This is a genomic window from Blastococcus aggregatus (assembly GCF_900221005.1).
GTDB lineage: Bacteria > Actinomycetota > Actinomycetes > Mycobacteriales > Geodermatophilaceae > Blastococcus > Blastococcus aggregatus.
Map to the genome: position 1 here is coordinate 160,920 of NZ_OBQI01000001.1, position 25,951 is coordinate 186,870.

The window sequence follows — 25,951 nt, forward strand, 5'->3', positions numbered from 1 at the left end:
CGTGCCCCGGGGGCAGGTCGAGACCGTGCCGGCCGACGGGCTGACCACGCGCCAGCGGCGCAACCGGCCGCTGCTCGTGGTGCACACCGGCGAGATGAAGGGCAAGTCCACCGCCGCCTTCGGGATGGCGATGCGCGCCTGGAACCAGGGCTGGTCGATCGCGGTCTACCAGTTCGTCAAGAGCGCCAAGTGGAAGGTCGGCGAGGAGAACGCGCTGACCGCGCTCGGCCGGGTGCACGAGCAGACCGGCGAGGGCGGCCCCGTCGTCTGGCACAAGATGGGCTCCGGCTGGAGCTGGTCGCGCCGGGCGGGCAGCGAGACCGACCACGCCGCCGACGCCGCCGAGGGCTGGGCGCAGATCAAGCGCGACCTGGCCGCCGAGGCGCACCGGTTCTACGTGCTCGACGAGTTCACCTACCCGCTGAAGTGGGGCTGGGTGGACATCGATGATGTGATCGCGACGTTGTCCGCTCGCCCGGGCGCCCAGCACGTGGTGATCACCGGCCGGGACGCCCCGCCGGCGCTGGTCGGCGCCGCGGACCTGGTGGTCGAGATGACCAAGGTCAAGCACCCGATGGACGCCGGCCAGAAGGGTCAGCGAGGCATCGAGTGGTGACCGGGGGCGGGCGGGGGATGGCACGGCTGGTCGTGGCCGCGCCCAGCAGCAACGCCGGCAAGACGTCGGTGGCCACGGGGCTGATCGCCGCGCTCACCGCCCGCGGGCTCACCGTCTCCCCGCACAAGGTCGGCCCCGACTACATCGACCCCGGCTACCACGGCCTCGCCGCCGGACGCCCGGGCCGCAACCTGGACCCGTGGCTGGTCGGCGAGGAGCGGATCGCGCCGCTGTTCCTGCGCGGCGCGCTGCACCCGCGGCCGGCCGACGTCGCCGTCGTCGAGGGCGTGATGGGGCTGTTCGACGGCGCCTCGCATCCGTCGGTCGAGCCGGGCTTCGCCTCCACCGCGCACGTCGCCGGGCTGCTCCGGGCGCCGGTCCTGCTCGTCGTGGACGGCTCCTCGCAGGCGCGCTCGGTGGCCGCACTCGTGCACGGGTTCGCGACCTTCGACCCCGGCGTCCGGCTCGGCGGCGTCATCTTCAACCGGGTCGGCAGCGACCGGCACGAAGCGATCCTGCGCGAGGCGCTGGCCGCCGCCGGGGTGCCGGTGCTCGGCGCGGTCCGCCGGATGGAGCAGCTGCACACCCCGTCGCGGCACCTGGGGCTGATCCCCGCGGCGGAACGCTCGGACGACGCGCTGGCCACGGTCCGGCGGCTGGGCGAGGTGGTCGCCGCATCGGTCGACCTCGACGCCGTGCTCGCCCTCGCCCGGTCCGCTCCCCCGCTGGACGCCGCGCCCTGGGACCCCGCGGCGGAGGTCGCGCCGGTCCGGGACAGGCCCCGGATCGCGGTCGCCGGCGGGCCCGCCTTCACCTTCGGCTACGCGGAGCACACCGAGCTGCTCGAGGCGGCCGGCGCGGAGGTGGTCGTCGTCGATCCGCTGCGGGACGAGACCCTGCCGGAGGGCACCGCCGGGCTCGTGGTCGGCGGCGGCTTCCCCGAGGTGCACGCCACCGAGCTGTCGGCCAACGAGTCGTTGCGCGCCGACGTCGCCGCGCTGGCCGCCAGCGGCGCGCCGGTCGTGGCGGAGTGCGCGGGGCTGCTCTACCTGTCCCGCGCGCTCGACGGGGTGCCGATGTGCGGGGTGCTCGACGTGGCGACGGCGATGTCGCCGCGGCTGACCCTCGGCTACCGGGCCGCCGAGGCCGTCACCGACTCGGTGCTCGCCGTCGCCGGCACCCGGGTCCGAGGGCACGAGTTCCACCGCACGCACGCCGACCCGCCGGCGGGCGCGGCCGGCGCGTGGCAGTGGTCGGCCGCCACCACCGAGGGGTTCGTCGGCGGCAGCGTGCACGCCTCCTATCTGCACCTCCACTGGGCCGGCAGCCCCTTCATGGCCCAGCGCTTCGTCGCCGCGTGCGTCACCGCCGAACGATCGGAGAACATCCGTGCACATCGCTGAAGGATTCCTCCCCGCCGGCCACGCGGCCGGCTGGACGATCGCGGCCGCTCCCTTCGTCGTGCACGGCGCCCGAGCCGTGGTGAGAGAGGTGCGGGAGAACCCGGGGTCGACGCTGCTGCTGGGCGCGGCCGGGGCGTTCACCTTCGTGCTGAGCGCGGTCAAGCTGCCGTCGGTGACCGGCAGCTCGAGCCACCCGACCGGCACCGGCCCGGGCGCGATCCTCTTCCGGCCACCGGTGATGGCGCTGCTGGGCACGGTCGTCCTGCTGTTCCAGGCGTTGCTCCTGGCGCACGGCGGGCTGACCACGCTCGGCGCGAACGCGTTCGCCTTCGCCGTGGTCGGACCCTGGACCGGGTACGCCGCCTACCGGCTCACCCGGGCCGCCGGGGCCGGCCTGATGCCGGCGGTCTTCGCCGGCGTCGCGCTGGCCGACCTCGCCACCTACGTCACGACCTCGTTCCAGCTGGCGCTGGCCTTCCCGGACGCCGAGAGCGGCCTGGTCGGGGGGCTGCTGAAGTTCCTCGGGGTCTTCGCGGTCACCCAGATCCCGCTGGCCATCGGCGAGGGGCTGCTGGGCGTCCTGCTGTTCCGGGTGCTCACCGTCAACGCCCGCCCCGAGCTCGAGCGGCTCGGCGTGCTGAAGCCCGCCGAGCCCGTGACCCCCGGAGGCGCCGCATGACCCGCCGCACGCTCGTCACCGCACTGCTCGTGCTCGCCGTCGTCGCGCTGTTCGCCGTGCCCCTGCTGGTCGACGGCGGGACGTCGGAGTTCGGCGGCACGGACGCCGCGGTCACCGAGGAGCTCGAGGCCGACGGCTACACCCCGTGGTTCGAGTCGGTGTTCAGCCCGGCCGGAGAGGTCGAGTCCGGGCTGTTCGCCCTGCAGGCCGCGCTCGGCGCCGGGGCGCTCGGCTACGTGCTGGGGCTGCTGCGCGGACGGCGCACCTCGGTCCCGGCGCCCGCTGCGGGAGCCGGCGAGCGGTGACCGGTCTGGCCGTCGACGACGCGGCGTGGGCCAGCGCGTGGCGCCGGCGTGCGCCCGGGGACAAGATGCTGCTCTGCGGCGGGCTCGTCGTCACCGCCCTGGTGCTGCCGGCCTGGCCGGGCAGCGCACTGGTCGGCGCCGTCGTGGTCGCGCTGGCCCTCGGTCCCGCCCGGGTGCCCGCCCGCACGTTCCTGCGCGCGGCGCGCTGGCCCGCGGCCTTCATCGCCGTCGGCGCGGTCACCGCCGTGGTCGAGGTCGGCGGCGGCGGCGGACCGGGGTGGGCGCCGGACGCCGCGGCGCGCGCCGGCTCGCTGGTCGGGCACGCGCTGGCCGGGAGCGCAGCCGTCCTGCTCCTGGCCACCACCACCCCGATGTCCGACCTGCTGCCGGCGCTGCGCCGGGCACGCGTGCCCGACGCCGTGGTGGAGGTCGCGTCGGTCGTCTACCGGTTGCTGTTCGTGCTGCTCGGCAGCCTGCACACCATCCGGGAGGCACAGACGGCGCGGATGGGCTACTCCTCGGTCGCCCGCTCCTACCGGTCGTCGGGTGCCCTCGCCGCGGCCGTGCTGACCCGGTCCTGGGACCGCGCCCGGCGGATGCAGGAGGGGCTGGCCGGTCGCGGCATGGAGACCGGGCTGCGGGTGCTGCCCGAGGTCCTGCCCTCGTCGTGGGCCTTCCTCGCCGGCTCGGTCGCCGGGCCGGCCGCCATCGTCGTCGCCTCCTCGGTGGCGACGTGAGCCACCGGACGCTCGCCGCCCGCGGGCTGGTCGCCGGCTACGAGCGCGGCCGCCCCGTGCTCGACGGCGCCACGCTCACCGTGCCCGCCGGCCGGCGGCTGGCCCTGCTCGGCGCGAACGGTTCGGGGAAGACCACCCTCCTGCGCTGCCTCGCAGGCAGGCTGCGGCCCACCGCCGGCGCGGTCACGGTGGACGGGCAGCCCGTGGCGTACTCGCGCGCCGGGCTGCGCACGCACCGGCAGACCGTCCAGCTGGTGCTGCAGGACCCCGACGACCAGCTGTTCAGCGCCTCCGTCGCGCAGGACGTCTCCTTCGGCCCGCTCAACCTCGGCCTGGACGAGGCCGCGGTCCGCGCCCGGGTGGCCGAGGCGCTGCACCTGCTCGCCCTCGACCCGCTCGCCGGACGACCCACGCACCAGCTCTCCTACGGCGAGCGCAAGCGGGTCGCGATCGCCGGCGCGGTCGCGATGCGGCCCTGCGTGCTGCTGCTCGACGAGCCGACGGCCGGCCTGGACCCTTCGGCCGTCGCCGAGACGCTCGCGGCGCTGGCCCGGCTGCAGGAGAACGACTCCACCGTGGCCATGAGCACCCACGACGTCGACCTGGCGCTGCGGTGGGCCGACGAGGTCGCGGTGGTGGTCGACGGCCGGGTCGTCCAGGGCGCACCCGAGGTGCTGCTCGCCGACGGCGACCTGCTCGCCCGCGCGCGGCTCGACCGACCGTGGGCGCTGGGCGTGGGTGCCCGATTGCGCGCCCTCGGCCTGCTGCCGGCCGGCCCTCTCCCCCGGGACGCCGGCGGCCTGCTCGCCGCCCTGCCCCCGGCCCCGCTGGTGCGGTCGTGACCGGCGCCCCGACCACGGTCGGCATCGGTGCGCGGTCCGGCGTGAGCGCCGAGGAGGTGCTCGCCGCGGTCGACTCGGTGCTGCCGCACGGCGTCGGCGCCGTGCGGTTGGCGACCATCGACGCGCGGGCGCGGGAGACGGGGGTCCAGGAGGCGGCGGCCCGGCGCGGCTGGACCCTGGTGGGTCACCCCGCGACAGCGCTGGCGCAGGTCCGGACGCCGACGGCGTCCGACCTCGTGGCGGCCGCGGTCGGGACCGGTTCGGTGGCCGAGGCCGCGGCTCTGCTGGACGGCGGCTCGCTCGTCGTGCCCAGGACGGTGTGCGGTCGGGTCACCGTCGCGGTGGCACGCACGGAGCCGGGACGATGACCGACCTGCACCACCACGGCGACGCCGAGCTGGCCCCCGGCCTGGTCGACCTCGCCGTCAACGTCCGCGCCGACGCCCCGCCGGCCTGGCTGCGCGCCGTCCTGCACGCGTCGATCGACGCCGCGTCGTCCTATCCGGATCCCGCCCCCGCCCGGACGGCGGTCGCCGCCGCGCACGGCCGCCCGGTCGACGAGGTCCTGCTGACCGCCGGTGCGGCCGAGACCTTCGTCCTCCTGGCCCGCGCACTGCGCCCGCGTCTCGCCGCCGTCGTGCACCCGTCGTTCACCGAGCCGGAGGCGGCGCTGGACGCGGCCGGGCACCCGGTCACCCGCGTGGTGCTCCGCGCCGCCGACGGCTGGCGGCTGGACCCCGCGGCCGTGCCCGAGGAGGCCGACCTCGTCGTCGTCGGCAACCCGACCAACCCGACCTCCGTGCTCCACCCGGCCGCCGACCTCGTCGACCTCGCCCGCCCGGGCCGGGTGCTCGTGGTCGACGAGGCCTTCGCCGACACCGTGCCGGGGGAACCGGAGAGCCTCGCCGACCGGCGGGACGTCCCGGGGCTGGTCGTCGTGCGCAGCCTGACCAAGACGTGGGGGCTGGCCGGGCTGCGGGTCGGCTACGCGCTGGGGTCCGCGGCGCTCGTCGCCCGCCTGGCCGCGCACCAGCCGCGGTGGCCGGTCTCCACGCCGGCTCTCGCCGCGCTCGTCGCCTGCAGCACCCCCGCGGCGCGGGCCGAGGCCGAGGCGGGCGCCCGTGACCTCGACCGCTGGCGGGCGGCCCTCCTCGCCGGTCTGCCCCCCGCCGCCGTCGTGGAGGGAGATCCTCGGTCGTCGTTCGTCCTGCTGCGGGTGCCCGACGGGGTCCGGGTGCGGCAGGCGCTCCGGGACAGCGGGTGGGCGGTCCGCCGCGGCGACACCTTCCCCGGCCTGACCGGGGACCACCTGCGGGTGGCGGTCCGCCGGCCCGAGGTCACCGCCGCGTTCACCGCCGCCCTCACCGACGTCCTCGTCTCCGCCCCGAACCCCGAGGAGGTGCCATGAGCACCGCATCGCCGTCCCGTCCGTCCCCGCCGCTCCACCCCGTCGGCCTGCGGCTGCACAGCCGACCGGTGGTCGTCGTCGGGGGCGGAGCCGGTGCGCTGCGCGCGACCGCCGGGCTGCTGGACGCCGGCGCGCTGGTGACGGTCGTGAGCCCCGCCGTCGTCCCCGCGCTCGAGGCACTGGCCGGCGCCGGCTCGCTCTCGTGGATCCCGCGCGGCTACGCGCCCGGCGACCTGGACGCCGCCTGGTACGCCGTCGCCGCGACCGGCGACGACGCGGTGGACCGGCACGTCGCCGCCGACGCCGAGCGCGCCCGCGTCTTCTGCACCTCCACCGGCGACCCGGACGCCTCCAGCGCCTTCCGCGTCCTCTCGGACGGGGCGGACGCCCTCCCCCGGGACGGCCGCCGCGGCCGGGTCGTGCTCGTCGGCGGCGGGCCCGGCGACCCCGGGCTGATCACCGTGCGCGGCCGGCAGGCGCTGGCGCAGGCCGACGTCGTGGTCGTCGACCACCTGGGCCCACGCTCGCTGCTGGCCGGGTTGCGGCGTGACGTCGAGATCGTGGACGCCTCGAAGCTGCCCCGAGGTCGCGCGATGCCGCAGGAGGAGATCAACCGGCTGCTGGTGCGGCACGCCCGCGAGGGCCGGCTCGTCGTGCGGCTGAAGGGCGGGGACCCCTTCGTGTTCGGCCGCGGCATGGAGGAGCTCCTCGCCTGCGCGGCCGCCGACGTCCCGGTCGAGGTCGTCCCCGGCGTCACCAGTGCGATCGCCGTCCCCGGCGTCGCCGGGATCCCGGTGACCCATCGGGGGCTCACGCACGAGTTCGTGGTCGTCTCCGGGCACCTGCCGCCGGGCCATCCGCAGTCGCTGGTGGACTGGTCCGCCGTCGGCCGCCTGCGGGGCACCGTCGTCGTGCTCATGGGCGTGGAGAACGCCGCCGCCATCGCGGTCACCCTGATCGCGTCCGGGCGGCCCGCCGCGACCCCCGTCGCCGTCGTGGTCGAGGGCACGACCGGCCGTGAGCGCACGGTCCGGACGACGCTCGCGGACCTCGGGCACGCGATGGCCGAGCACTGCGTCCAGCCGCCGGCGGTGTGGGTCGTCGGCGAGGTCGTCCAGCTGTCCACCGGAACCGCTCGGGGCCCGGGGTCAGGCGACGGTCAGAACTCCCACTCCCAGCCGTGGGGCTGGTCCGGCGGCGCGTAGACGAGGGTGCCCTCGCGGATCGGCATGTCGAGGACGATCCAGCCCCGGTACTGCTGGCCGGGGCCCATCCGCCGGTGCGAGATCTCGTCCTCCTCGCCGAAGCAGAGCTGCCCCTTGCCGATCACGTCGTCGAGGGGCGTGCCGTCCGGCCGGAGGATGGCGAAGTCGAACTCCGAGAAGCTACGCAGCGCGCGCGCGTCGTAGTCCGGCGTCGTCTCGACCCGCAGGGCGATGCCGAGGTAGTTGCCGGTGACCGGCGCCTGTTCGAAGCCGCTGTCGCACTCGGGGTTGATGACGAACTCCTCGACGGTGAACGTCAGGATCGTCGGGGCCCCCGGGTCGGCCGATCGCCGGATGGCCGCCGGCTCGCCGACCGCCGTGACGATGTTGCCCCGTTCGTTGAGCGCCGCCTCCGCGTCGGTGGACGTGACCGGCGTGGTCGGCGCGGCCGCGCTGCTCGCGGGCGGCACCGTGACGACGACGCCGGCCTCGTCGTCCACGCCGCCGCCGCAGCCGGTCACCGCCAGCGACAGGACCACGGCGAGCAGGACCGCGGGTCGGCCGCGCATCAGGGGGTGACCTCGACCAGGTCCAGGACGAACACGAGGGTGGCGCCGCCGGGGATCGGGGCACGGCCCTCGTCCCCGTAGCCCAGGTCGCTCGGGATCGTCACCATCCGCCGACCGCCGACCTGCATGCCGACGATCCCCTGCTCGAAGCCGGGGATGACCCGCCCTGCGCCGAGGGGCACCGGGATCGTCTCGTCGGCCGAGCGGGACCACGACGAGTCGAACTCCTTGCCGGTCCCGTAGAAGGCCCCGAGGTACTTGACGGCCACCGTCGAGCCCTCGACGGCCTCCGCGCCGGAGCCGACGACCACGTCGCTGATCACGAGGCCGCAGGGCGGCGCCGCGTCGGTCGCGGGCACCTCGGGCCGCTCGGCCAGGTCGGTGGAGATGGACTCCGCCGGCTCGGCCGTCGGTGGCTGCGTCTCGCACGCCTGCGAGGTCGGCTCGGCGGAGCCGGTCGGCTCGTCGGCGCCGGTCGACTCGTCGGCGTCCCCGCAGGCGGCCAGGGAGACCGAGATCGCGACGGCGAGCAGGGCCCGGGAGGCGGTACGGCGGGACATCGGGTCACTCCTGCGAGCAGTGCTCGGGTCGGGCTCGCGGAACGAGCCGGCGTCGGCGCGGCCGGACGGGCCACCCGCTCATCGTCCCAGAGGGAGCCGCGCCGACCGGTCGCCGACGCGGCTCTCCGCTCAGGTCAGCCGCAGTCGACGCAGTGGACGTCGGGGACGTCGCTCCCGGCGAGGAAGTCGCCGAGCCAGTCCACGAGTGCGGTGCCGTCCACCTCGCTGCCGTAGAGGACGTCGTCGCCGGCGGTGCTGACGTGCTGCGTCCCCGGCCCGACCCAGGCGCTGACCTCGACCCCGTTGGACTCGATGTAGGCGGCGTTGGCGTCGATGAGCTCGATCAGCGGCGTCGTCCCGAACCCGATGAGCTCGGTGAAGGTGCGCTGCACCGAGTCGGCCGCCGTGTCGATCGTGGCGAACCGGATGCCGGGGACGTGCCGTCCCGCCTGGACGAACAGGCCGGGCAGCGACCACGCCGTCTGCGGCTGGTCGGCGCTCTCGGGCCACGCCGGCAGGTCGTCGAAGATGCCCCAGAGGCCACCGATGGCGGTGGTGATCAGCTCGTCACCGGGATAGGCGCCGGACGCGTCGGCGACCACCGCGATGTCGGCCTCGGGCAGCAGGTCGTGGGCGAGACCGCCGTACAGCGGCGCGCCGGCCGAGCCCGCGCTGAAGCCGACGACGACGACCTCCTCCGCGTCGGGGAACGCCTCCGCCATGCCCTCGAGCGCGGACGTGGCGTTGACCCGGCCCTTGTGCTCCACGACGACGCCGTCGCCGTAGTCCTGGGTCCTGTCCCCGAGGTGCAGGTCGCCGGTGCAGTAGGGCACGTAGACCACGCTGTAGCCGGCGAGCGGGTTGTCCGGGTTGTCCAGGTCGAGCAGCCCCTGGGTGCGCGGACCGTCGGGCGACTCCCCGTCCAGGTTGACCGTGGACGTGCCGCCGGTCGGCCCGCACGTCGCGGCGCTGAAGCACGCGCCCCCGCCCTCGAGGACGAAGGCGACCTTGTCGGCGGCGCCCTCGTGCACCCAGTAGTGGAACTCGGAGCCGTCGCTGCACTCGCACTCGTCGGGGGTGCTCACCTGCTCCCACGTGATCTCCTCGGGCGGGGCCGATGCCGCGGCCGACGCCTGCTCGCCACCGCCGTCGGACTCCTCCGCGCAGCCGGCGAGGCCGGAGAAGGCCAGGACGGCGACGAGCGGAGGGAGCAGGCGGCGCATCATGGAAGCGGACAGTAATACGGGCCACGATCGACCCGCGAGGTCCCTACGCTCCGGTAACCGTCAGCCCTGCCCGCCCGGGGTCAGGTGCCCTCCACGATGCGCTGCAGGTCGGCGGCCATGCGGCTGGCCTCGTGCGAAGCCCCGACGATCGCCTCCTGCGCCTGCGCGGTGGACGCGCTCTGCTCCTCGACGGCGGCGGCGATCGTGGTCTGGGCCTCGACGACGCCCTGGATGACCACCTGCACGCTCTCCAGCGAGGCGCCGGCCGCCTCCACGTCCCCGCGGACGGCGTCGACGACGCGGCGGATCCGCTCGGTCGCCTTCGCCGTCTCCCCCGCCAGGTCCTTGACCTCGCCGGCGACGACGGCGAAGCCCTTCCCGGTCTCCCCGGCGCGGGCCGCCTCGATGGTGGCGTTCAGGGCCAGCAGGTTGGTCTGGTCGGCGATGGTCGAGATGCTGCCGGCGATCTGGTCGATCTCGGCCATCGTCACCGCGAGCCGCTCGACGGTCCCCGCACTGGTGCGGGATCCCTCGCTGGCCTGGTGCGCCGTCGAGGTGGCGGAACTGGCCGCGGCCGCGATCTCGGCGATCGCCTCGCGCAGACCGGCCATGACCGACGTCGCCGTCGCCACGTTGCCGTCCAGCCGGCGGCCCGCGTCGACCAGTCCGGCCAGCCGGGACGCCATCAGCTCGGTGCGCTGCTGGCGCTCGGCGAGGTCCGCTGCGGCGCTCTCGGCGGTCCGGGCGCGCTCGCGGTCCAGCTCCGCCTGCGCGGCGGCCTGGGCCAGCGTCTGCTCCTCGGCGCGCTTCTGCTCGGCGCGGCGTCCGCGGTCGGCCTCCTCGGTGAACTTCCACCCGTACGCGAGGAACGTGGCCTCGGCCAGCAGGAAGACCGCGTGCAGCAGTGCGAAGGCGAGCGGGTTGTGCTGCGCCTCGTGGGTGGAGAAGACCGACTCCGGCATCCAGAGGCTCATGGCGGCGTGGTGCACGGCCACGAAGCCGACGGCCAGGAGGAAGGGCGTCCACATCTGGTAGAGCGCCACCAGCGCCAGCAGCGCGTAGAACCAGATGTGCATGTCGGTGAGGCCGCCGCTGACGTGCACGAGCACGTCGGCGCCGATCATCAGGCCCAGGCCGACCGCGGCGGCGCGGGCGACCTGCGGGCGCAGCGTCCAGCCCAGCACGAGCAGCACGACGATCGCCGCGAGCTGGCCCCACAGCAGCCAGCCCCCGACACCGCGGGCGAGCCCGATCGCGGCGAGGACCGGCGGATGCGCCGCGAGGACGCCGGAGATGATCCGGTGCCGGCTGACGAAGTGGCGCTCGTCGAGCCGCGCGCCCCGGGGGATGCCCGCCCGGAAACCGCCGCGCTCGGACGTCGTGGGCTCTGCGGGGGTGGTCGTCACCCTCGGACCATCGGCATCGCAGCCGAGGTGTTGAGCACAGACGGTGTACTCGTTCCAGTGTTGTGCGACCTGCATCCGGGAGCGCCGTTGCGACCGAACACCCGTCGTGGACCCGCGCGCGTGGATTCTGCAGCCCCTCGTGGATGCCGGACTGCCCTCCCAGACCATCACCGACCTGATGTTCAGGCTCGGCTTCGAGGCCGTGGCGCGGCAGGGGGACCTCGACGACGGGGTGCGCGCCGTCGTCCGGGACCAGCCGGCCGAGGTGCAGGCGGCCTGGGTGGAGACGCTCAGCCGGATGATCGCCGCCGCGGAGCTGGTCTCCTAGGAGCCGGCCCGGGAGACGGCGGCGCAGAAGACCCGCACGTCCTCGACCGTCTCCTGCAGCGGCGCCAGCACCTCCGCGCGGGCCACCTCACCCACCCGGGCGGTGAGCCGGAGCTCGGCCCGGTGCCGTCGCCGGCGGGCACCGGCGCGCACGAACGGGCGGGCGAGCACGGCGAGCAGCGCCCCGCCGAGCAGTCCGCCGACCAGCAGGAGCGTGGGCAGCGGGATGCCCTCGACCCGGGGCAGCGGCAGCACGTCACCGAGCTGCAGCCAGCCGAGGACGGCGAGCCCCAGCAGCCAGAGGACGCCGACGAGGGCGCAGGCGAGCAGCAGCCACTGCAGGCCGCCGACCGCGCGCTGCCACACCGGCACTCTCGTCGGACCGAGGTCGGTGCCGGTGACCGCCCGGTCCAGCCGGTCGGCCAGCCCCGACTCCGCCTGGTCGGCGGTGCGCCGCAGCTCGTCCCGCCAGGCCTGCGGCAGCCCCTCGCCGGCGGTGGAGCGGACCCGGCGCAGCGCGGCGGTCATCGCCGCCTGCTGCACCGCACCCGCGGCCGGCAGCGAGGAGCGGGCCCGCTCGTCGCCCAGGTGCAGCCGGCCCAGCGGGTCGGGCCGCAGCCGGCGCACCCAGCGGACCAGCGGCCAGCCGGTGCGCGCCGAGCCGTCACGGATCGCGGAGCGCTCCACCGCCGCCGCCACCACCGGGACGCCGGCCGCGCCGGCCAGTGCGCCGGTCAGCTCCGTCTCGGCCGCCCGGCCGGAGGCTCCCCCGGGGTCGCCGTCGGGGCAGTGCGCGGCCAGTGCGGCCGCGGTCGCGCGCACGTCGGCGGTCAGCCGCTCGGACGCCGCCCGGCGGGCGCTCACCCGGCGGGCCAGCTCCGCCCGCAGCTCCGGTAGGCCGGCGCCGGTCCGGGCCGAGGTGGCGACGATCGGGGTGTCGGCCAGGCCCTCGGCGTCGAGCAACCGGCGCAGGTCGGCCAGGCAGGCGGCGGCCGACTGCTCGTCGAGCCGGTCGATCTGGTTGAGGACGACGACGAGGACGCCGGCATGGTCGGCCATCGGCGCCAGGTAGCGGCCGTGCACCGCCTCGTCGGCGTACTTCTGCGGGTCAAGCACCCAGACGAGCACGTCGACGAGCTCCACCAGCCGGTCCACCTCCAGCCGGTGCTCGAGCCGGACGCTGTCGTGATCGGGCAGGTCGAGCAGCACCAGGCCGTCCAGGCCCGGCTCGCCGTCGGCGATGCGGTGCCGGCGCGGCACCTCCAGCCAGTCGAGCAGCCGGTCGGCGCCGGCCTCGCCCCACACCGACGCGTGCGCCACCCCCGTGGTCGGCCGCCGCACGCCGGGGGTGCTCACCTCGGCGCCGGAGAGCTCGTTGAACATCGTCGACTTGCCGCTGCCCGTGGCCCCGGCGAGCGCGACGACGGTGGCGTCGCCGAGCGCCTCGCGGGCACCGGCCTTGGCCAGCAGCGTCCGGGCGCGGGCGACGTCGGGCACGTCCAGCCGTCCCTCGGCGACCTCGACCGCCTCGCGGAGCGCGGCCAGCCGCTCCCCCAGCGGCAGCGCGTCGCGGTCCCGGCGCCTCATCGCTGCGCCCGCCGCGCCGCGGCCAGCTCGGCGGTGGCCGCCCGCAGCTCCTCGACGCTGCCGGGTGGTGGTGCAACTGCGGCGACCAGTTCGTCGAAGCGGCCGCGCTCGTAGGTGAGCAGCTCGTCGGCCCGCTGCTCCAGGTCCTCGCGGGCGCGCGCGGCCAGCGCCCGGACGGCGGAGTCGCCGAAGACGGCCTCGAGCACCCGCTGGCCCAGCGCCGTCGTCCCGCCGGCCACGGCCACCTCGCCCCCGGTCAAGCCGCCGGTCGAGGCGAAGACGGCGACCATCACCACGGCGCCCGCCCCGTTGACGCCCCAGGAGTAGGCCCGGGCCCGGGTGCGCTTGTCCGTCCCCTCGCTGCGCACCAGGTCCAGGACGGCGCCCTGCCAGTCGCGCACCTGGGCGGCCGCGGCGTCGGCGAAGTCCGGCGACGGCGCCTCGAGCTCGCGGTGCCGGCCGGCGAGCAGCGCCGGGCCGCCCGGCGTGCCGCGCCAGGCGGTGACGGTGCGCTCGGCCGCCTCCTCGGCGGCGTCCCGGAGGAGCGTCTCGACGCCGGACTCCAGCGCCTGCTGCAGGCCGGCGCCGGCGGCCGGGCGCCCGGTGAGCGAGGCGGTGAGCCGGTCCCGCAGCCGGCCGACATGGCCCTGCAGCGTGCGCATCCACTCCCCCGTGCCGACGAACTCCTGCCACCGGGCGAGCACCTCGCCCCGCAGGAGCGCACCGCTGGCGACGCCGTCGGACACGCTCGCGCACGCCCGGGCGTAGGCGGCGTCCGCGGCCTCCTGGAGCGCCGCGGCGGCGGCCTCCTGACCGCGGACCTGCTCGGCGACCCCGTCGACCCGGGCGCCCAGGCTCTCCAGCGCCCCGGCGAGGGTCTGCCGGACGACGGCGGCGCGCTGCTCCTGGTCCGCGGCCAGCCCGTGCAGCCAGGCGCGCAGCGGCCCGACCTGGTCCTCCGGCAGGAGGCCGTCCACCAGCGGGCGCTCCTCCACGACGAACAGCCGGGCCGCCTCGAGCCCGGCGGTGCGCAGCATCCCGCCGAGGTCGTCGGCGATCTCCGCCGCGGCCTCCGGCGGCACCCGGTCGAGGACGACGGCCAGCGCGGTGCCCCGCTCCTGGGCGGTGCGCAGCAGCTCCCACGGCACGGCGTCGGCGTAGCGGGCGGCGGTGGTCACGAACAGCCAGAGATCGGCCGCCGCGAGGAGCTGGCCGGCCAGCTCCCGGTTGGTCTCGACCACCGAGTCGACGTCGGGGGCGTCGAGCACCGCCAGTCCCGGCGGCAGCGCGTCGGTGACCACCAGCCGCAGGCCGCCGGTGACCTCCCCCTCGCCGGTGCTGCGGGCGAGACCAGGCAGCACCCGGTCGCCCGCGAAGGCCGCCCGGTCCGCCGGTGAGCAGACCAGCACGGGCGCCCGCGTGGTCGGGCGCAGCACGCCGGCCGTGGTCACCGGCGCGCCCAGCAGGCTGTTGACCAGCGTGGACTTCCCGGCGCCGGTGGAGCCGCCGACGACGGCCAGCAGCGGGGCGTCGAGGTCGCCGAGCCGGGGCAGCAGGTAGTCGTCGATCTGGTCGACGACGGCACGGGCGGAGCGGCTCGCCTCGTCCCGGCCGGGGACGTCGAGGTGCAGCGGGGCGTCGGCGAGGAGGTCGCGGAGCGCCTGGAGGGCGTCGGGCAGGCGCGGCGCAGCGGTGCTCATGCCCGATACCTGCCCGAACCGGCGCGAACTCACCCGCGCCGCGGAAAGGCCGCCGCGCATCCCGTCGGCCGGTCAGTCCCCGACGAGCGTCTCCACGGCGATCCGGCCCATCGCGTCGGCGCCGGCCTGCGTCGGGTGGACGCCGTCCAGGGTGAAGCCCTCGCGCCAGCCGCCGCCCTCGTCGGCCAGCACGGAGAAGAAGTCGATCACCGGGGTGCCGCTGACGGCAGCCGACCGCCGGATGCCGGCGTTCAGGTCCGCCACGTCGGAGGTGAAGGAGCCGTCCGTGCGCGGCGGGACCGTGGCCAGGACGGGGACGGCGCCGGCGTCGCGGGCCTGGTCGGCCAGCTGCTCGAGCGTCCCCACCACCTGCTCGGGCGCCCGCCCGAGGGGCAGGTCGTTCGTGCCGCCCAGGATCACGACGACGCGCGGGGCGTGCACCGCGACGTCACGGGCGAACCGGGCCACCATGCCCTGTGTCGTGTCGCCGGGGATGCCGGCGTTGGCCGCGGCCACCAGCCGCGGCTCGTCGCCGAGGGCAGCGGTGAACCAGGACGGGTAGACCACCCCGCCCGGGGCGACCGCCCACCCGAGGTCCGCGGTGAGGGAGTCACCCAGGGCCACCACCGGGCCCACCGTGCCGTCCGGATTGCGCACCGTGTCGCGGTCGATGACCGGCCCGGCGCCGGGCGACGGGTCCGACGACGCCCCGACCCAGCCGGCCGTCATCAGCAGCGCCAGCACGCCGAGGGCGAGCGCCGACGCGAACCAGACCCACGCCTTCCGGACTCTGCGCATGGTCGGAACGTACGGTCACGCGTCGCCCGCTGCCTACCGGCCCTCACCCCTCCGGAGCCCACCGGGGCACCGACGTCAGCGGGCGGTCCACTCCGGCGGTCGCCGCTCGGCGAAGGCCCGCATTCCCTCGGCCGCGTCGGCGGACGCGAGCAGCCGGCCCATCTCCTCCCCGGAGCGGTCCCACATCCCGGTCTCCGCGGGGCGGTCGCCGTCGACGATGCCGAGGGCCAGCCGCTTGCTGGCCTGCACCGCCAGCGGCGCGTTGGCCGCGATGAGCGCCGCCAGCGCCATCGCCGTCGGCAGCACCTCGGCGGCCGCGACGACCTCGTTGACCAGGCCCCAGTGCAGCGCCTCCTGGGCGCTCATCGGCTCGCCGGTGAGCACCAGCCGCATCGCCACCTTGCGAGGCAGCTGCTCGGGCAGCCGGAACACCCCGCCGGCGGCGGCGAGCAGGCCGCGCTTGACCTCCGGCACCCCGAAGGTGGCGTGCTCGGCGGCGACGACCAGGTCCGCGGCGAGCGCGAGCTCGGTCCCGCCGCCCAGCGCCGCGCCGTTCACCGCGGCGATCACCGGCGTGCTCATCGGGTGGCGCACGAAGCCGGCGAAGCCGTAGTGCTCGCGGCCGGGCACGATCGCCCGCTCACCGCGCGCGAGGGCCTTGAGGTCGGCACCCGCGGAGAACGCCTGGTCCCCCGCCCCGGTGAGCACCACGCAGCGGATCGCGGGGTCGGCCTCGGCGGCGTCGAACGCGTCGGCCAGCCGGGTGGCGACGTCGAGGTCGAGCGCGTTGCGAGCCTGCGGCCGGTTGATCGTGATCAGCAGGACGTGGCCGGTCCGCTCGGTGAGGACGGTCGGGGCGGGCTGGTCGGGCTGGGGCACGGCGGATCTCCTGGCGGTGCGAGGTGCGTGCGACGGGAGCGGGGTGCGGCGCTCAGAGCCCCAGCGACCGCCCGACGATCTCCTTCATGATCTCGGTCGTGCCGCCGTAGATGGTCTGCACGCGGGAGTTCAGGAAGGCCTTCGCGACCGGGTACTCCATCATGTAGCCGTAGCCGCCGTGCAGCTGCAGACACCGGTCGACGACGCGCTTCTGCAGCTCCGTCGTCCACCACTTGGCCATCGCGGCGTCCTCGGCGGTGAACCGCCCCGCGTTGTGCTCGAGGATCGCCTTCTCCAGGTAGGTCTCGGCGATCGAGACCTCGGTGTGCATCTCGGCCAGCTCGAACCGGGTGTTCTGGAACTTCCCGATCGGCTTGCCGAACGCGGTCCGCTCCTTGCAGTACTCGACGGTGGCGTCGAGGACGATCCGGGCCGCCGAGACCGCGCCCGCGGCGATCGACAGCCGCTCCTGGGGCAGGTTGTGCATCAGGTGGAAGAAGCCGTGGCCCTCGGTGCCGACCAGGTTGGCGGCGGGCACGCGGACGTCCTCGAAGAAGAGTTCCGCGGTGTCCTGCGCGCGCAGGCCGATCTTGTCCAGCTTCCGGCCGCGCTCGAAGCCAGGCATGCCGCGCTCGACGGCGAGGATGGAGAAGCCGCGGGCGCCGGCCTCCGGGTCGGTGCGGGCCACGACCAGCACGAGGTCGGAGAGGATGCCGTTGGTGATGAAGGTCTTCTGGCCGTTGAGGATCCAGTCGTCGCCGTCGCGGACGGCCGTCGTCCGCAGGCCCTGGAGGTCCGACCCCGCGCCCGGCTCGCTCATGGCGATGGCGGTGATCAGCTCGCCGCGCACGAAGGCGGGCAGCCAGCGCGCCTGCTGCTCCTCGGTGCACAGGTCGGTCAGGTAGGGCGCGACGACGTCGTTGTGCAGGGTGAAGCCCAGCCCGGTGGCGCCCGCACGTCCGACCTCGGCGGTGAGGACGGCGTTGTAGCGGAAGTCCTTGACCCCGCCGCCGCCGAACTCCTCGGGCACGTCCATGCCGAGCAGTCCCTGCTCGCCTGCGGCCAGCCAGACGTCGCGGTCGACCTGCCCGGCCGCCTCCCACGCCTCGACGTGCGGCACGGCCTCCTTGGCCAGGAACTCGCGCACCGTCGCGCGGAACGCCTCGTGCTCGGCTTCGTAGAGCGCGGACTGCACAGCCACCCCCGGGTCGGGACCACGCCTCCAGGCGGAGGCTGCGCAGAAGATAGCCAACGCCCCCGACAGCCATGAGGCCCAGGTCACACGAGCCGCCCGCCGACGGCGGCGGCGGGGAGCGAGCCGGGGCACGTAGATTCCCCGGCCATGCCCGCCACTCCCGCCGCCCCGCCCTTCGGCGCCCTGCTGACGGCGATGGTCACGCCGATGACCGACGACGGGGAACTCGACCTGGACGCGGCCGCGCGGCTGGCGGTGCACCTGGTCGACTCCGGGCACGACGGCCTGGTGCTCAACGGCACGACGGGCGAGGCGCCGACCACCTCGGACGCGGAGAAAGCGGAGCTGGTGCGGGTGGTGGTCGAGGCGATCGGCGACCGCGCGGTCGTGCTCGCCGGCGCGGGCTCCTACGACACCCGGCACGCGGTCGGCTTGGCGCGGCAGGCGGCCGAGGCCGGCGCCGACGGTCTGCTGGCCGTCACGCCGTACTACTCGCGCCCGTCGCAGGACGGCGTCGTCGCGCACCTGACCGCCGTCGCGGACGCCTCCGACCTGCCGGTGATGCTCTACGACGTGCCCGCGCGCGCCGGACTCCGGCTCGGCGCCGACTCGCTGCGCACGCTGGCCGAGCACCCGCGGATCACCGCCATCAAGGACGCCACCGAGGACCCGCTCGCCGCGTTCCGGCTCATGCCGGAGACCGGACTGGCCTGGTACTGCGGCGACGACAGCCTGCTGCTGCCGTTCCTCGCGGTCGGGGCGGTCGGCCTGGTGAGCATGGCGGGCCACCTCGTCGGCGAGCAGCTCGCGCAGGTCATCGCGCTGGCGCAGGCCGGCGAGCCGGAACGCGCCCGGGAGGTGTTCCGGTCGGTGCTCCCGGTGATCGACCTGATCGCCGGGACGGGGAACGGGGCGCTGCGCGCGAAACTCGCGCTCTCCCTGCTCGGCCGCATCCCCGGCCCGGCGATGCGGCTGCCTCAGCTCCCGGCTGACGAGGTCGAGACCGCGGAGGTGCGGGCCGCGCTTTCCGCCGCGCTCGCGCCCCGATAGCACGGCCCCGGCTCCGGAGCACCCCTCGAGGGGCGCCCGTCGACCCGCTGCCGCGACGGGCGGGGCGGGAGTGGCGGGTGCGCCGAACACGCACCCGGGGGTGCTGGCCCCGGGCTGCCGGTGCTCCCACCCTGACGAGCATGACCAGCGTCTACGCGTACGGCACGGCACACGCGGTCGTGATGGTCGGCTCCTTCGGCGTGGGTGGGCTGAAGCCGCGCCAGATCGGCCCGGCGCACGCCACCATCGGCCGGGTCAGCGGGCAGAGCCGCAAGGCGCTGTGCGGCGCCTACGTCTCCATGGACGAGCAGCAGCCGTGGCCGCCCGCGGGCTACGACGACCAGCAGCTCTGCGAGACGTGCGCGGAGCTCGCCGCCCTCTGACTCAGCCGCCGGCGACCGAGGGCAGCACCTGCACGACGGCGCCGTCGGGCACGGCGGTGGCCAGCCCGCCCTGCCAGCGCACGTCCTCGCCGTCGACGTAGACGTTCACGAACCGGCGCACCCGCCCGGTCTCGTCCCGGATCCGCCGGTCCAGCGTCGGGTGCCGCGCGGCGACGGCGTCCAGCAGGTCGGCCAGCGTGCCGCCCGCAGGGTCGACGTCGAGGTGCTTGGCGCCGCCCGCGAGGTCGGCGAGCACGCCCGGCAGCACCACCTGGACACTCACGGCAGCCGGACGGCGCGCAGCGCGAGGACGTCGGGCAGGTGCTCGGCGACCAGCGTGAAGGTGTCGCCCTCGTCGGTGCTGGCGTAGACGCAGCCGTCGCGGGTGCCGACGTAGACGCCGGTCGGATCGCCGTCGTCCACGCAGAAGGCGTCCCGCAGCACCGCCGTCCAGGCGCCGTCCGGCAGCCCCTCCCCCGACTCGGTCCAGCTCACCCCGGCGTCGCGGGTCCGGTGCACGCGTAGCCGCCCACCCGGCGGCACCCGCTCCATGTCGGCCACCAGCGGAACCACCCACGCCGTGCCCGGCGTCGTCGGCGACGCCGCGATCGGGAGCCCGAAGTCGGCGGGCAGGCCCTCGGCGATCGACGTCCACGAGCCGCCGGCGTCGTCGGTCCGGTAGACGCCGAAGTGGTTCTGCGCGTACATCCGCGCCGGATCCCCCGCGTCGACGGCGACCTTGTGCACGCACTGGCCGTACTCCGGCGGCTCCGGCAGGAAGACGGCGCTGATCCCCCGGTTGCGCGGGGCCCAGTCCGAGGCGCCGTCCTCGCTGACGTAGACACCGCCGGTGCTCATCGCGACCGTGACCCGGTCCGATCCCGGATCGGGCAGGACCGTGTGCACCGCGCCGCCGCCGGCACCGGGCTCCCACGTGGGCCGGTGCGGGTGGTCCCACAGCCCGCGGACCAGCGAGAAGCTGCAGCCGCCGTCGGTGCTGCGCCACAGCGAGTGCGGCTCGCAGCCGGCCCACACCACGTCGGGACGGTCGGCGGTGTCGGGACGCAGCTGCCACACGCGGGCCAGCGCCGCACCGGTGTCCTCCGGGAAGCGGACGGCGCCCGACTCCGTCTCCTCCCAGCTCGCCCCGAGGTCGTCGGACCGGACGACCGACGGGCCCCAGTGGCCGTACTGGATGCCGGCCAGCACCCGCGGACGGTCCCGGCGGGTGTCGATGCTCACCGCCGCGACCTCCTGGGCCAGCAGGTGCGGCTCCCCGATGCGCCAGGTGCGCCGGTCGTCCTCGCTGCGGGCCAGCCACAGCCCCTTGCGCGTGCCGATCGCCAGCAGATCGGTCATGGTGCCCCTCCCGGGTCGACGGTCCTCAGACGTAGGACCGCCGACCGGGGCGGAACTCAGCGGCGGGTGGCGCCGCCCTCGTTCGGGTCGATGATCTGCGTCTGGTCCGGGGCGGTGGCGGCCTGGGCGGAGTGGCGGCCGGGCCCGTCGGCGGCCCCGTCACCGCGGACCAGGTCCGGGGCGTCCTTCTTCGCCCGGGCGCGGAGCTCCTCGGCGGCGGTCCGGTCCTCGTCAGCGCGGGCGGACCGCTCGCGGGCCTCCTGCTCGGCGAGGGCGGCGCGCTCCTGCGCCTCGGCCAGCTGGCGGCGGGCAGCCGCCGCCTGCTCCTCGGCCAGCGCCTGCTCCTTCTCGGCGCGGGCCCCCCGGACCTGGGCCTCCTGCAGGTTCCCGCGCGCCTCCTCGCGCCTGCGGGCGCGCGAGATCCGGGAACGCTTGCTCAGGGCCAGGACCAGCAGCGCGACGAGCACCACTGCGACGACGACGAGCACGATGATCAGCCAGGTGTCCACGACGACCTCCTCCGGTCGACGGGGTGGGTGCCCCCCGACCGGAGCCAGGAAACGCCCCGGGCTCCGCCGTCAGGTCCGAGGACTCACTTGAGGGCGCTGCCGGCCTGCCACTCGTCCCACGGGATGGCCCAGTCGTAGATGTCGCCGTCGGCCGAGGAGAGGGTCGGGCCGATCGAGTTCTTGATCTCGACGACGTCGCCGGGCTGCGAGAACCCGAAGAACCAGGCGGCTCGCTCGGTGGAGAGGTTGATGCAGCCGTGCGACACGTTGGTGTTGCCCTGCTGGGCCACCGACCACGGGGCCGCGTGCACGAACTCGCCGTTGTTCGACAGCCGGACCGCGTACTCGACCGGCGTGCGGTAGCCGTTCGGGCTGTCCACCGGGACGCCGAAGGTGCTCGAGTCCATGACCCGGTCCCGGTTGAGCTCGGTGACGACATGGGGGCCGTTGCGACTGGGGAAGTCGGGGCCACCGGCGCTCATCGGCCAGCTCTGCACCAGCTGGTCGCCGTCGTAGACGTCCAGGGTGTGCGTGCCGGCGTCCGCGATCGAGACGTGCCGGTCGCCGATCGAGAACTCCACGGTGCGGTCCTTCTCGCCCCAGACGCCGTCGCCGAAGTCGACCCCGTAGAGCCGGGCGTCCAGGGTGACCTCGGTGTCGGCCGGCCAGTACTGCGACGGGCGGAAGTGCACCTCGCTGTCGGTGAGCCAGTTCCACACCCCGTCGGTCGGGGTGGAGCTGGTGACCACGAGGCGGCTCTCGACGGCGGCCTTGTCGGCGACCGGGTCGTCGAAGTAGACGCGGATCGGCATGCCCACCCCGACGGTGGTGCCGCCCAGCGGTCCGACGGACGGCGTGGAGAGCGTCGCCGGCGACACGGTGGTGAACGTCGTCGACTCCTCGGCCTCCTCGTCGTCGGCGTTGGTCGCCGTCGCGGTGAGGGTGTACGTGGTGCCGTAGGCCAGCGGGGTGGCCGCCGTCCAGACCTCGGTGGCCGGGTCGCCCGGCACCTCGGCGCTCTCGCCCTCGACGGGGCTGCCCGCGGCGTCGACCACCGTGACGTCGGCGAGCTCGCCGTCGGTCACGGAGATCTCGAGCGGGGTGACCGGGGAGACGTCCGCGGCGCCGTCGGCCGGCGCGAGGGTGAGCTGCGCCGGGGCCGCCCCGCTCGCCGAACCGCTTGATCCGCCCGAGCCGCCGCCCTCGTCGTCGCCACTGCACCCCGCGAGGAACACGAGGGCCCCCACTGCCACAACCGCCGCTGCTCGCCGCACCTCGCGACTCCTCTCCCCGACCGGCACCACGACGGGCACCGGAGACACCAGTGTCCACGTCAGGACGACATCCGGGCCGCGACGTGCGGCACCGGACCCCGGGAACCCCGGGTGCGCAGGTGTGGCGAGGGACTCCCTGCCACCCCGTACCGGGCGGCGGGGGCGCTGGTATCGTTCTCCCTCGTTGCCCGGCCCGCCGGGCAACTCGCGCCATTAGCTCAATTGGCAGAGCAGCTGACTCTTAATCAGCGGGTTCGGGGTTCGAGTCCCTGATGGCGCACCAGACGGAGCGGCCCGGTCCTCACGGACCGGGCCGTTCGTCGTTCCCGAGGCCCGCCCGACCCTGCCACTCCCGTGCGGGCTCTGCGGGCGCGATCGCCGCGGCGACGTCGGCAACCCGCCCGCAGTCTGGGTCAGGGCCGAGGCTCGCGCGCCAGCTTCCGCCAGATCCAGCTCGACGGCACCCGGCGGCCGTGCACGACGTACTCCAGGACCGACGGGACGAACAGCGTCGTGTCCAGCGACCGGCGCGACCCGGGCCGGCCGGCCAGCAGCAGCTCGTCCCCCGCGGCCAGGACGAAGTCCCCGTCCGGGGCCAGCGTGGCCTCGTCGCCCCGCAGCACCAGCAGCGGGACGACGTGCAGGGGGTCACCCCGGTCCTCCGGGTTGCGCAGCAGGTCGCCCAGCCGGGCCGACCCGGACGTGAGCCAGCCCCCCAGCGCCGGCGCCTCCGAGTCGGTCAGTCGCAGCTTCCACAGCGACTGGAGGCGGGTGCCGCACACACTGGTGAGCGAGTCGATGACACCCGCCGCCCACGCGTCACCGCGCGCGGGCATCTCTCGCAGGAACCGCCACAGCAGGGGCGTGGACAGCTGCGCGTAGACCTCGTGGGCGACCACCTCGCTCGGCACGAGCAGGGCATCGATCTCCATGGCGGCGAACAGGGGCGCGCTCGCCGGCCGGTTCTGCCGCGCCACGAGGAACAGCGACGGCTTGCTCCGCCGGGCCGCCGCGACGAGGGACAGGTTCGTCGTGTCGTTGTCCGTGCCGGCGACCAGGCCGACGGCGCGGTCGAGGTCCGCCTGCGCCAGCACCCAGGGGTCGGACCCGTCGCCGACCAGCAGGGCGGGCTCGTCGACGTCCTCCGGGGAGTCGTCGATGACCGTCACGTCCAGGCCCTCGGCGCGGAGGTCGGCGGTCAGCTCCCGGCCCAGCCGGCCGTACCCGCAGATGATCCAGCGCCCGTCCCGTGGGGGTGAGCCACGGTCGGGCAGCTCGCCCCCCGGCCCGCTCTCGAGCCAGGTCAGGAGCTGGTACGAGGCGGGTGCCCGCAGCGCCAGGCGGAGGTGGTCCCCGAACCGGTCGAAGGGGTTGACCAGGCTGGGGTTGCCGAAGGCCTGCATGCGGTCGGCGAGCGGGCGGGACGTGACCCGGGCGATGACCGGGAGCTCGGGGCGGAGCAGGCCGGCCGCCATCACGATGACGAGATTGGCCTCCTCGTCGTCGGTCAGCGCGACGACCGCCTCGCACGTGGAGTGGTCGAGCCCCGCGACGGCGAGGTGCCCCGGGTCCCTGGCGTCGGCCGTCAGCCCGGGGACGTCGCCGCGGTAGGAATCGAGCTCGAGGCCGTCGATCCGTTCGCCGTCCTTGTCCACGACGACGAATCGCCGTCCCAGGCCGTCGAGGGAGTGCCCCAGCAGCTCACCGGTCCGCCCGTAGCCGGCGATGAGCACGAAGGGTTCGCGCAGCCGGGACACCTTCCGGCTGAAGTGCTGCAGCGCCAGCGCCGACCGGAAGGCGCGGTCCTGCAGGAGGGCCAGCAGCGAGCCGATCGCGTAGGCCCAGCCGATCACCGTCAGGTAGATCGAGATCGTCACCCACATCCGCTGGCTGTACGTGAACGGGTACGGGAGTTCCCCGAAGCCGATCGTCGACGCGGTGTAGCTCATGAAGTAGAAGGCGTCGAAGAAGCCCATCCGCGAGGGCTCGCCGTCGAGGTCCCGACCGGGGATGAGGGTCAGGCCCAGCACGCTCACCGCGAAGATGATGATCAGGACGATCAGCGGCGTCCGCATGCGCCGAAGGATCAGGAAGACCGTGGCCGAGGCCTGGGAGGCGGATGCGGCGGCGACCCGCAGCACGGCCCGGCGCTCGTGCCGCTCGTCGTCACCGTCGAGCAGCTGCTTCCAGAAGGTGAGCAGGGGGTTGCCCATGACCGCCTCCGATCACCCGCGGTGGAAGGAGACCGTCTCCACGACGAGCAGCACGACCGAGACGATGTTGGCCAGCAGAGCGCCGCCCGACAGGGAGACCACGCTCGCCGTCCACGACTCGTTCATGCCGGCCGTGGACACGTAGGTGGCGTAGCCCAACGCCAGCGCGGCGCCGATCAGCTGGAGGTCGGCGACCAGGCTCGTCGCGAGGTGGACGGCGCCGATCTGCGTGCGGTCCCCGAACTTGAGCACCGTCGCGATCAGGTTGACCACCACCGCCGCGAACAGTTCGTACGGGTTGTGCTGCGCGGGGTCGTCGATGTCGCCGATGAAGAACCCGAAGTTCAACGTCGCGGCGAGCACGACGAAGAACCCGAACACCACCTTCTCCAGGTTCACCCGGCCTCCCGCCGTCGCGTCGTCGCACTGATCGTGGTGGTCGAGGGCCGAGTGCGCGCGCCGGAGAGACGATCATGGCATCGGGGCGCGGCGGCCGACCGCGCCGGCATCGCCGTCCGTAGGGTGCCCCGGTGGCGTGGAAGCGGGCGGCCTTCGCACTGTTCGCGGTGGCGGCCGGCACCAACGTCCCGACGCCGCTGCTGCTCGTCTACCAGGAGCGGCTGGGCCTGTCCCCCGAGGTGCTGACCACCCTCTTCGGGGTCTACGCCGCAGGGCTCGTGCCCGCGCTGCTCGTCGCCGGTCCGCTGTCGGACCGGCTCGGCCGCCGGCGGGTCGCGCTGCCCGGGATGGTGCTCTCCGCGCTCGCGTCCGTGGCGTTCGCCGCCGCAGGGGACGCCCTGGCACTGCTGTTCCTCGCCCGCTTCGCGCAGGGCGTCGTCAGCGGCATGGTGTTCAGCGTGGGCAGCGCCTGGCTGGGCGAGCTGTCGAGCGCCTCCGGGAACGGGGCCGGCGGCCGGCGCGCGGCCTTCGCCATGACGGCGGGGTTCTCGCTCGGCCCCCTCACCAGCGGGCTGCTCGGCCAGTACGGGCCGGCGCCCACGGTGCTGCCCTACCTGGTGCACGTGGTGCTGGTCGGCATCGGTCTGGTGCTGGCCCTCCGGCTGCCCGAGACCGTCGATCTCCGCCGCCCCGTTCCCAGTGGGCCCGACCGGCCGGCCGGCGCCCCGCTGATCCGTCCGGGCGACGGGCTCCTGGTGCTCACCGTGCTGGCACCGGTCGCGGTGTGCGTCTACGCGTTCCCCTCCACGATCATCAGCGCGGTGCCCCTGCTGGTCGACCTGCCCTACGGCGGGGTGGCGGTCACCGGCGTCCTGGCCGGCGTGACGCTCGGGGCCGGCACGCTGGTGGCCGGCCTGCAGCAGCGGTTCCTGGCATGGACCGCCGTCGTCGGTGCCGGGCTGGGCGCGCTGGGTTTCGCGGCGGCCGTCGTCTTCGCGACGACGGAGGCCGTCGGCTGGCTCGCCCTCGCCGCACCGCTGCTGGGCGCCGGCGGCGGCCTCTGCCTCGCCGCCGGGCTGACGCTCACCGCCCGGCTGGCCGCGCCGGCCCGGCTCGGCGCGCTGACGTCGCTGTTCCTGGCCTGCGCCTACCTGGGGTTCGCCGCGCCGTACGCGATGGCCGTGGGCGCGCGGGCCTCGTCGGCGCCGGTGCCGCTCGCCGGAGCCGCCGTCCTGGCCGGGCTGCTCGCCCTGCGCCTGGTACCGGTCGCGCGGTCCGGTCGGCTGTGACCCGGCGCCCCTGCGGGGCAGGGGCGCCGGGTC

The 25,951-nt window shown here is 75.5% G+C and carries 28 protein-coding genes and 1 tRNA gene; 14 read left to right on the forward strand and 15 right to left on the reverse strand.

Annotated features, from left to right (window positions below):
* Position 1: 1 nt before the first annotated feature.
* From cobO to cobA, 9 genes are read left to right on the forward strand one after another with little or no spacing between them, the layout of a single operon-like run.
* Complete coding sequence (gene cobO, locus CRP29_RS00760) at positions 2-616, forward strand: cob(I)yrinic acid a,c-diamide adenosyltransferase (RefSeq protein ID WP_097193171.1); 615 nt, start codon at positions 2-4, stop codon at positions 614-616.
* Positions 617-633: 17 nt separating this feature from the next.
* Positions 634-2,019, forward strand: a complete 1,386-nt coding sequence (locus CRP29_RS00765) for a cobyrinic acid a,c-diamide synthase CobB (protein ID WP_097193172.1) — start codon at positions 634-636, stop codon at positions 2,017-2,019.
* Entirely contained in the window at positions 2,006-2,698 is a 693-nt protein-coding gene (locus CRP29_RS00770; RefSeq protein WP_097193173.1) for an energy-coupling factor ABC transporter permease, read from the forward strand. The genes CRP29_RS00765 and CRP29_RS00770 overlap by 14 nt, the downstream gene beginning before the upstream one ends.
* Positions 2,695-3,003 (forward strand): energy-coupling factor ABC transporter substrate-binding protein, encoded by a 309-nt coding sequence (locus CRP29_RS00775; protein ID WP_097193174.1) that lies wholly within the window; start codon positions 2,695-2,697, stop codon positions 3,001-3,003. The genes CRP29_RS00770 and CRP29_RS00775 overlap by 4 nt, the downstream gene beginning before the upstream one ends.
* A complete protein-coding gene (gene cbiQ, locus CRP29_RS00780) occupies positions 3,000-3,740 on the forward strand; it encodes a cobalt ECF transporter T component CbiQ (RefSeq protein ID WP_097193175.1) in 741 nt (246 codons plus the stop codon). The genes CRP29_RS00775 and cbiQ overlap by 4 nt, the downstream gene beginning before the upstream one ends.
* Positions 3,737-4,582: an energy-coupling factor ABC transporter ATP-binding protein gene (locus CRP29_RS00785; protein ID WP_097193176.1), complete on the forward strand. Its 846-nt coding sequence runs from the start codon at positions 3,737-3,739 to the stop codon at positions 4,580-4,582. Before cbiQ ends, CRP29_RS00785 begins: the two co-directional genes overlap by 4 nt.
* Positions 4,579-4,950 (forward strand): cobalamin biosynthesis protein, encoded by a 372-nt coding sequence (locus tag CRP29_RS00790; RefSeq protein WP_097193177.1) that lies wholly within the window; start codon positions 4,579-4,581, stop codon positions 4,948-4,950. Before CRP29_RS00785 ends, CRP29_RS00790 begins: the two co-directional genes overlap by 4 nt.
* Positions 4,947-5,990, forward strand: coding sequence for an Rv2231c family histidinol phosphate aminotransferase CobC (gene cobC / locus CRP29_RS00795; protein WP_097193178.1), 1,044 nt, complete (start codon positions 4,947-4,949; stop codon positions 5,988-5,990). The genes CRP29_RS00790 and cobC overlap by 4 nt, the downstream gene beginning before the upstream one ends.
* On the forward strand, positions 5,987-7,195 hold the full coding sequence (cobA, locus tag CRP29_RS00800) for a uroporphyrinogen-III C-methyltransferase (protein WP_097193179.1): 1,209 nt from the start codon (positions 5,987-5,989) through the stop codon (positions 7,193-7,195). The genes cobC and cobA overlap by 4 nt, the downstream gene beginning before the upstream one ends.
* Here cobA and CRP29_RS00805 read toward each other — a convergent pair.
* The 4 genes from CRP29_RS00805 to CRP29_RS23480 all read right to left on the reverse strand — a co-directional run bounded on the left by CRP29_RS00805 (position 7,150) and on the right by CRP29_RS23480 (position 10,956).
* A complete protein-coding gene (locus CRP29_RS00805) occupies positions 7,150-7,764 on the reverse strand; it encodes a hypothetical protein (protein ID WP_097193180.1) in 615 nt (204 codons plus the stop codon). The two genes, cobA and CRP29_RS00805, sit on opposite strands and share 46 nt — an antisense overlap.
* Positions 7,764-8,324: an FKBP-type peptidyl-prolyl cis-trans isomerase gene (locus CRP29_RS00810; RefSeq protein ID WP_097193181.1), complete on the reverse strand. Its 561-nt coding sequence runs from the start codon at positions 8,322-8,324 to the stop codon at positions 7,764-7,766. Before CRP29_RS00810 ends, CRP29_RS00805 begins: the two co-directional genes overlap by 1 nt.
* Positions 8,325-8,458: 134 nt before the next feature.
* Positions 8,459-9,550 (reverse strand): pectin acetylesterase-family hydrolase, encoded by a 1,092-nt coding sequence (locus tag CRP29_RS00815; RefSeq protein WP_097193182.1) that lies wholly within the window; start codon positions 9,548-9,550, stop codon positions 8,459-8,461.
* Positions 9,551-9,630: 80 nt separating this feature from the next.
* A complete protein-coding gene (locus CRP29_RS23480; protein ID WP_281256748.1) occupies positions 9,631-10,956 on the reverse strand; it encodes a methyl-accepting chemotaxis protein in 1,326 nt (441 codons plus the stop codon).
* A 139-nt stretch (positions 10,957-11,095) separates the two neighbouring features.
* On the opposite strand from CRP29_RS23480, the gene CRP29_RS22340 reads away from it, so the two are divergent.
* Positions 11,096-11,284, forward strand: coding sequence for a hypothetical protein (locus CRP29_RS22340; protein WP_141437019.1), 189 nt, complete (start codon positions 11,096-11,098; stop codon positions 11,282-11,284).
* Here the strand turns inward: CRP29_RS22340 and CRP29_RS00825 are convergent.
* From CRP29_RS00825 to CRP29_RS00845, 5 genes are all read right to left on the reverse strand, one after another.
* Positions 11,281-12,870 carry a GTPase gene (locus CRP29_RS00825; protein WP_097193184.1) on the reverse strand — a complete coding sequence of 530 codons (1,590 nt, stop codon included), beginning with the start codon at positions 12,868-12,870 and terminating at the stop codon, positions 11,281-11,283. The two genes, CRP29_RS22340 and CRP29_RS00825, sit on opposite strands and share 4 nt — an antisense overlap.
* On the reverse strand, positions 12,867-14,570 hold the full coding sequence (locus tag CRP29_RS00830) for a P-loop NTPase family protein (protein ID WP_097193185.1): 1,704 nt from the start codon (positions 14,568-14,570) through the stop codon (positions 12,867-12,869). Before CRP29_RS00830 ends, CRP29_RS00825 begins: the two co-directional genes overlap by 4 nt.
* Positions 14,571-14,642: 72 nt before the next feature.
* Positions 14,643-15,368 (reverse strand): SGNH/GDSL hydrolase family protein, encoded by a 726-nt coding sequence (locus CRP29_RS00835; protein WP_097193186.1) that lies wholly within the window; start codon positions 15,366-15,368, stop codon positions 14,643-14,645.
* A 75-nt stretch (positions 15,369-15,443) separates the two neighbouring features.
* Positions 15,444-16,247, reverse strand: coding sequence for a crotonase/enoyl-CoA hydratase family protein (locus tag CRP29_RS00840; protein ID WP_097193187.1), 804 nt, complete (start codon positions 16,245-16,247; stop codon positions 15,444-15,446).
* A 52-nt stretch (positions 16,248-16,299) separates the two neighbouring features.
* The gene (locus CRP29_RS00845; protein ID WP_245852235.1) at positions 16,300-17,448 is read right to left on the reverse strand and encodes an acyl-CoA dehydrogenase family protein; all 1,149 of its coding nucleotides are present in this window, start codon (positions 17,446-17,448) and stop codon (positions 16,300-16,302) included.
* Positions 17,449-17,589: 141 nt separating this feature from the next.
* On the opposite strand from CRP29_RS00845, the gene dapA reads away from it, so the two are divergent.
* Positions 17,590-18,492: a 4-hydroxy-tetrahydrodipicolinate synthase gene (gene dapA / locus CRP29_RS00850; protein WP_097193189.1), complete on the forward strand. Its 903-nt coding sequence runs from the start codon at positions 17,590-17,592 to the stop codon at positions 18,490-18,492.
* 140 nt (positions 18,493-18,632) lie between these two features.
* Positions 18,633-18,875 (forward strand): hypothetical protein, encoded by a 243-nt coding sequence (locus tag CRP29_RS00855; protein WP_097193190.1) that lies wholly within the window; start codon positions 18,633-18,635, stop codon positions 18,873-18,875.
* A gap of 1 nt (position 18,876) precedes the next feature.
* On the opposite strand, the gene CRP29_RS00860 is transcribed toward CRP29_RS00855, so the two are convergent.
* From CRP29_RS00860 to CRP29_RS00875, 4 genes are all read right to left on the reverse strand, one after another.
* Positions 18,877-19,158, reverse strand: a complete 282-nt coding sequence (locus CRP29_RS00860) for a ubiquitin-like small modifier protein 1 (protein WP_097193191.1) — start codon at positions 19,156-19,158, stop codon at positions 18,877-18,879.
* On the reverse strand, positions 19,155-20,234 hold the full coding sequence (locus CRP29_RS00865) for a sialidase family protein (RefSeq protein ID WP_097193192.1): 1,080 nt from the start codon (positions 20,232-20,234) through the stop codon (positions 19,155-19,157). Before CRP29_RS00865 ends, CRP29_RS00860 begins: the two co-directional genes overlap by 4 nt.
* A 56-nt stretch (positions 20,235-20,290) precedes the next feature.
* Positions 20,291-20,743, reverse strand: coding sequence for a hypothetical protein (locus tag CRP29_RS00870; RefSeq protein ID WP_176522777.1), 453 nt, complete (start codon positions 20,741-20,743; stop codon positions 20,291-20,293).
* Positions 20,744-20,826: 83 nt separating this feature from the next.
* Complete coding sequence (locus tag CRP29_RS00875) at positions 20,827-21,990, reverse strand: L,D-transpeptidase (RefSeq protein WP_245852237.1); 1,164 nt, start codon at positions 21,988-21,990, stop codon at positions 20,827-20,829.
* Positions 21,991-22,224: 234 nt separating this feature from the next.
* Here CRP29_RS00875 and CRP29_RS00880 point away from each other — a divergent pair.
* Positions 22,225-22,300: transfer RNA gene (locus CRP29_RS00880), tRNA-Lys, on the forward strand.
* Positions 22,301-22,430: 130 nt separating this feature from the next.
* On the opposite strand, the gene CRP29_RS00885 is transcribed toward CRP29_RS00880, so the two are convergent.
* Complete coding sequence (locus CRP29_RS00885) at positions 22,431-24,230, reverse strand: potassium channel family protein (RefSeq protein ID WP_097193194.1); 1,800 nt, start codon at positions 24,228-24,230, stop codon at positions 22,431-22,433.
* 12 nt (positions 24,231-24,242) lie between these two features.
* Positions 24,243-24,629 (reverse strand): DUF6394 family protein, encoded by a 387-nt coding sequence (locus CRP29_RS00890; protein ID WP_097193195.1) that lies wholly within the window; start codon positions 24,627-24,629, stop codon positions 24,243-24,245.
* 131 nt (positions 24,630-24,760) lie between these two features.
* On the opposite strand from CRP29_RS00890, the gene CRP29_RS00895 reads away from it, so the two are divergent.
* Complete coding sequence (locus tag CRP29_RS00895) at positions 24,761-25,918, forward strand: MFS transporter (RefSeq protein WP_097193196.1); 1,158 nt, start codon at positions 24,761-24,763, stop codon at positions 25,916-25,918.
* The last annotated feature ends 33 nt before the right edge of the window (positions 25,919-25,951 follow it).

Coding starts and splice junctions, on each gene's coding strand:
- CRP29_RS00765 (WP_097193172.1), top strand. CDS start 634: ATGGCACGGCTGGTCGTGGCCGCGCCCAGCAGCAACGCCGGCAAGACG.
- CRP29_RS00775 (WP_097193174.1), top strand. CDS start 2,695: ATGACCCGCCGCACGCTCGTCACCGCACTGCTCGTGCTCGCCGTCGTC.
- cobC (WP_097193178.1), top strand. CDS start 4,947: ATGACCGACCTGCACCACCACGGCGACGCCGAGCTGGCCCCCGGCCTG.
- cobA (WP_097193179.1), top strand. CDS start 5,987: ATGAGCACCGCATCGCCGTCCCGTCCGTCCCCGCCGCTCCACCCCGTC.
- CRP29_RS00805 (WP_097193180.1), bottom strand. CDS start 7,764: ATGCGCGGCCGACCCGCGGTCCTGCTCGCCGTGGTCCTGTCGCTGGCG.
- CRP29_RS00810 (WP_097193181.1), bottom strand. CDS start 8,324: ATGTCCCGCCGTACCGCCTCCCGGGCCCTGCTCGCCGTCGCGATCTCG.
- CRP29_RS00815 (WP_097193182.1), bottom strand. CDS start 9,550: ATGATGCGCCGCCTGCTCCCTCCGCTCGTCGCCGTCCTGGCCTTCTCC.
- CRP29_RS00825 (WP_097193184.1), bottom strand. CDS start 12,870: ATGAGGCGCCGGGACCGCGACGCGCTGCCGCTGGGGGAGCGGCTGGCC.
- CRP29_RS00830 (WP_097193185.1), bottom strand. CDS start 14,570: ATGAGCACCGCTGCGCCGCGCCTGCCCGACGCCCTCCAGGCGCTCCGC.
- CRP29_RS00835 (WP_097193186.1), bottom strand. CDS start 15,368: ATGCGCAGAGTCCGGAAGGCGTGGGTCTGGTTCGCGTCGGCGCTCGCC.
- dapA (WP_097193189.1), top strand. CDS start 17,590: ATGCCCGCCACTCCCGCCGCCCCGCCCTTCGGCGCCCTGCTGACGGCG.
- CRP29_RS00855 (WP_097193190.1), top strand. CDS start 18,633: ATGACCAGCGTCTACGCGTACGGCACGGCACACGCGGTCGTGATGGTC.
- CRP29_RS00865 (WP_097193192.1), bottom strand. CDS start 20,234: ATGACCGATCTGCTGGCGATCGGCACGCGCAAGGGGCTGTGGCTGGCC.
- CRP29_RS00885 (WP_097193194.1), bottom strand. CDS start 24,230: ATGGGCAACCCCCTGCTCACCTTCTGGAAGCAGCTGCTCGACGGTGAC.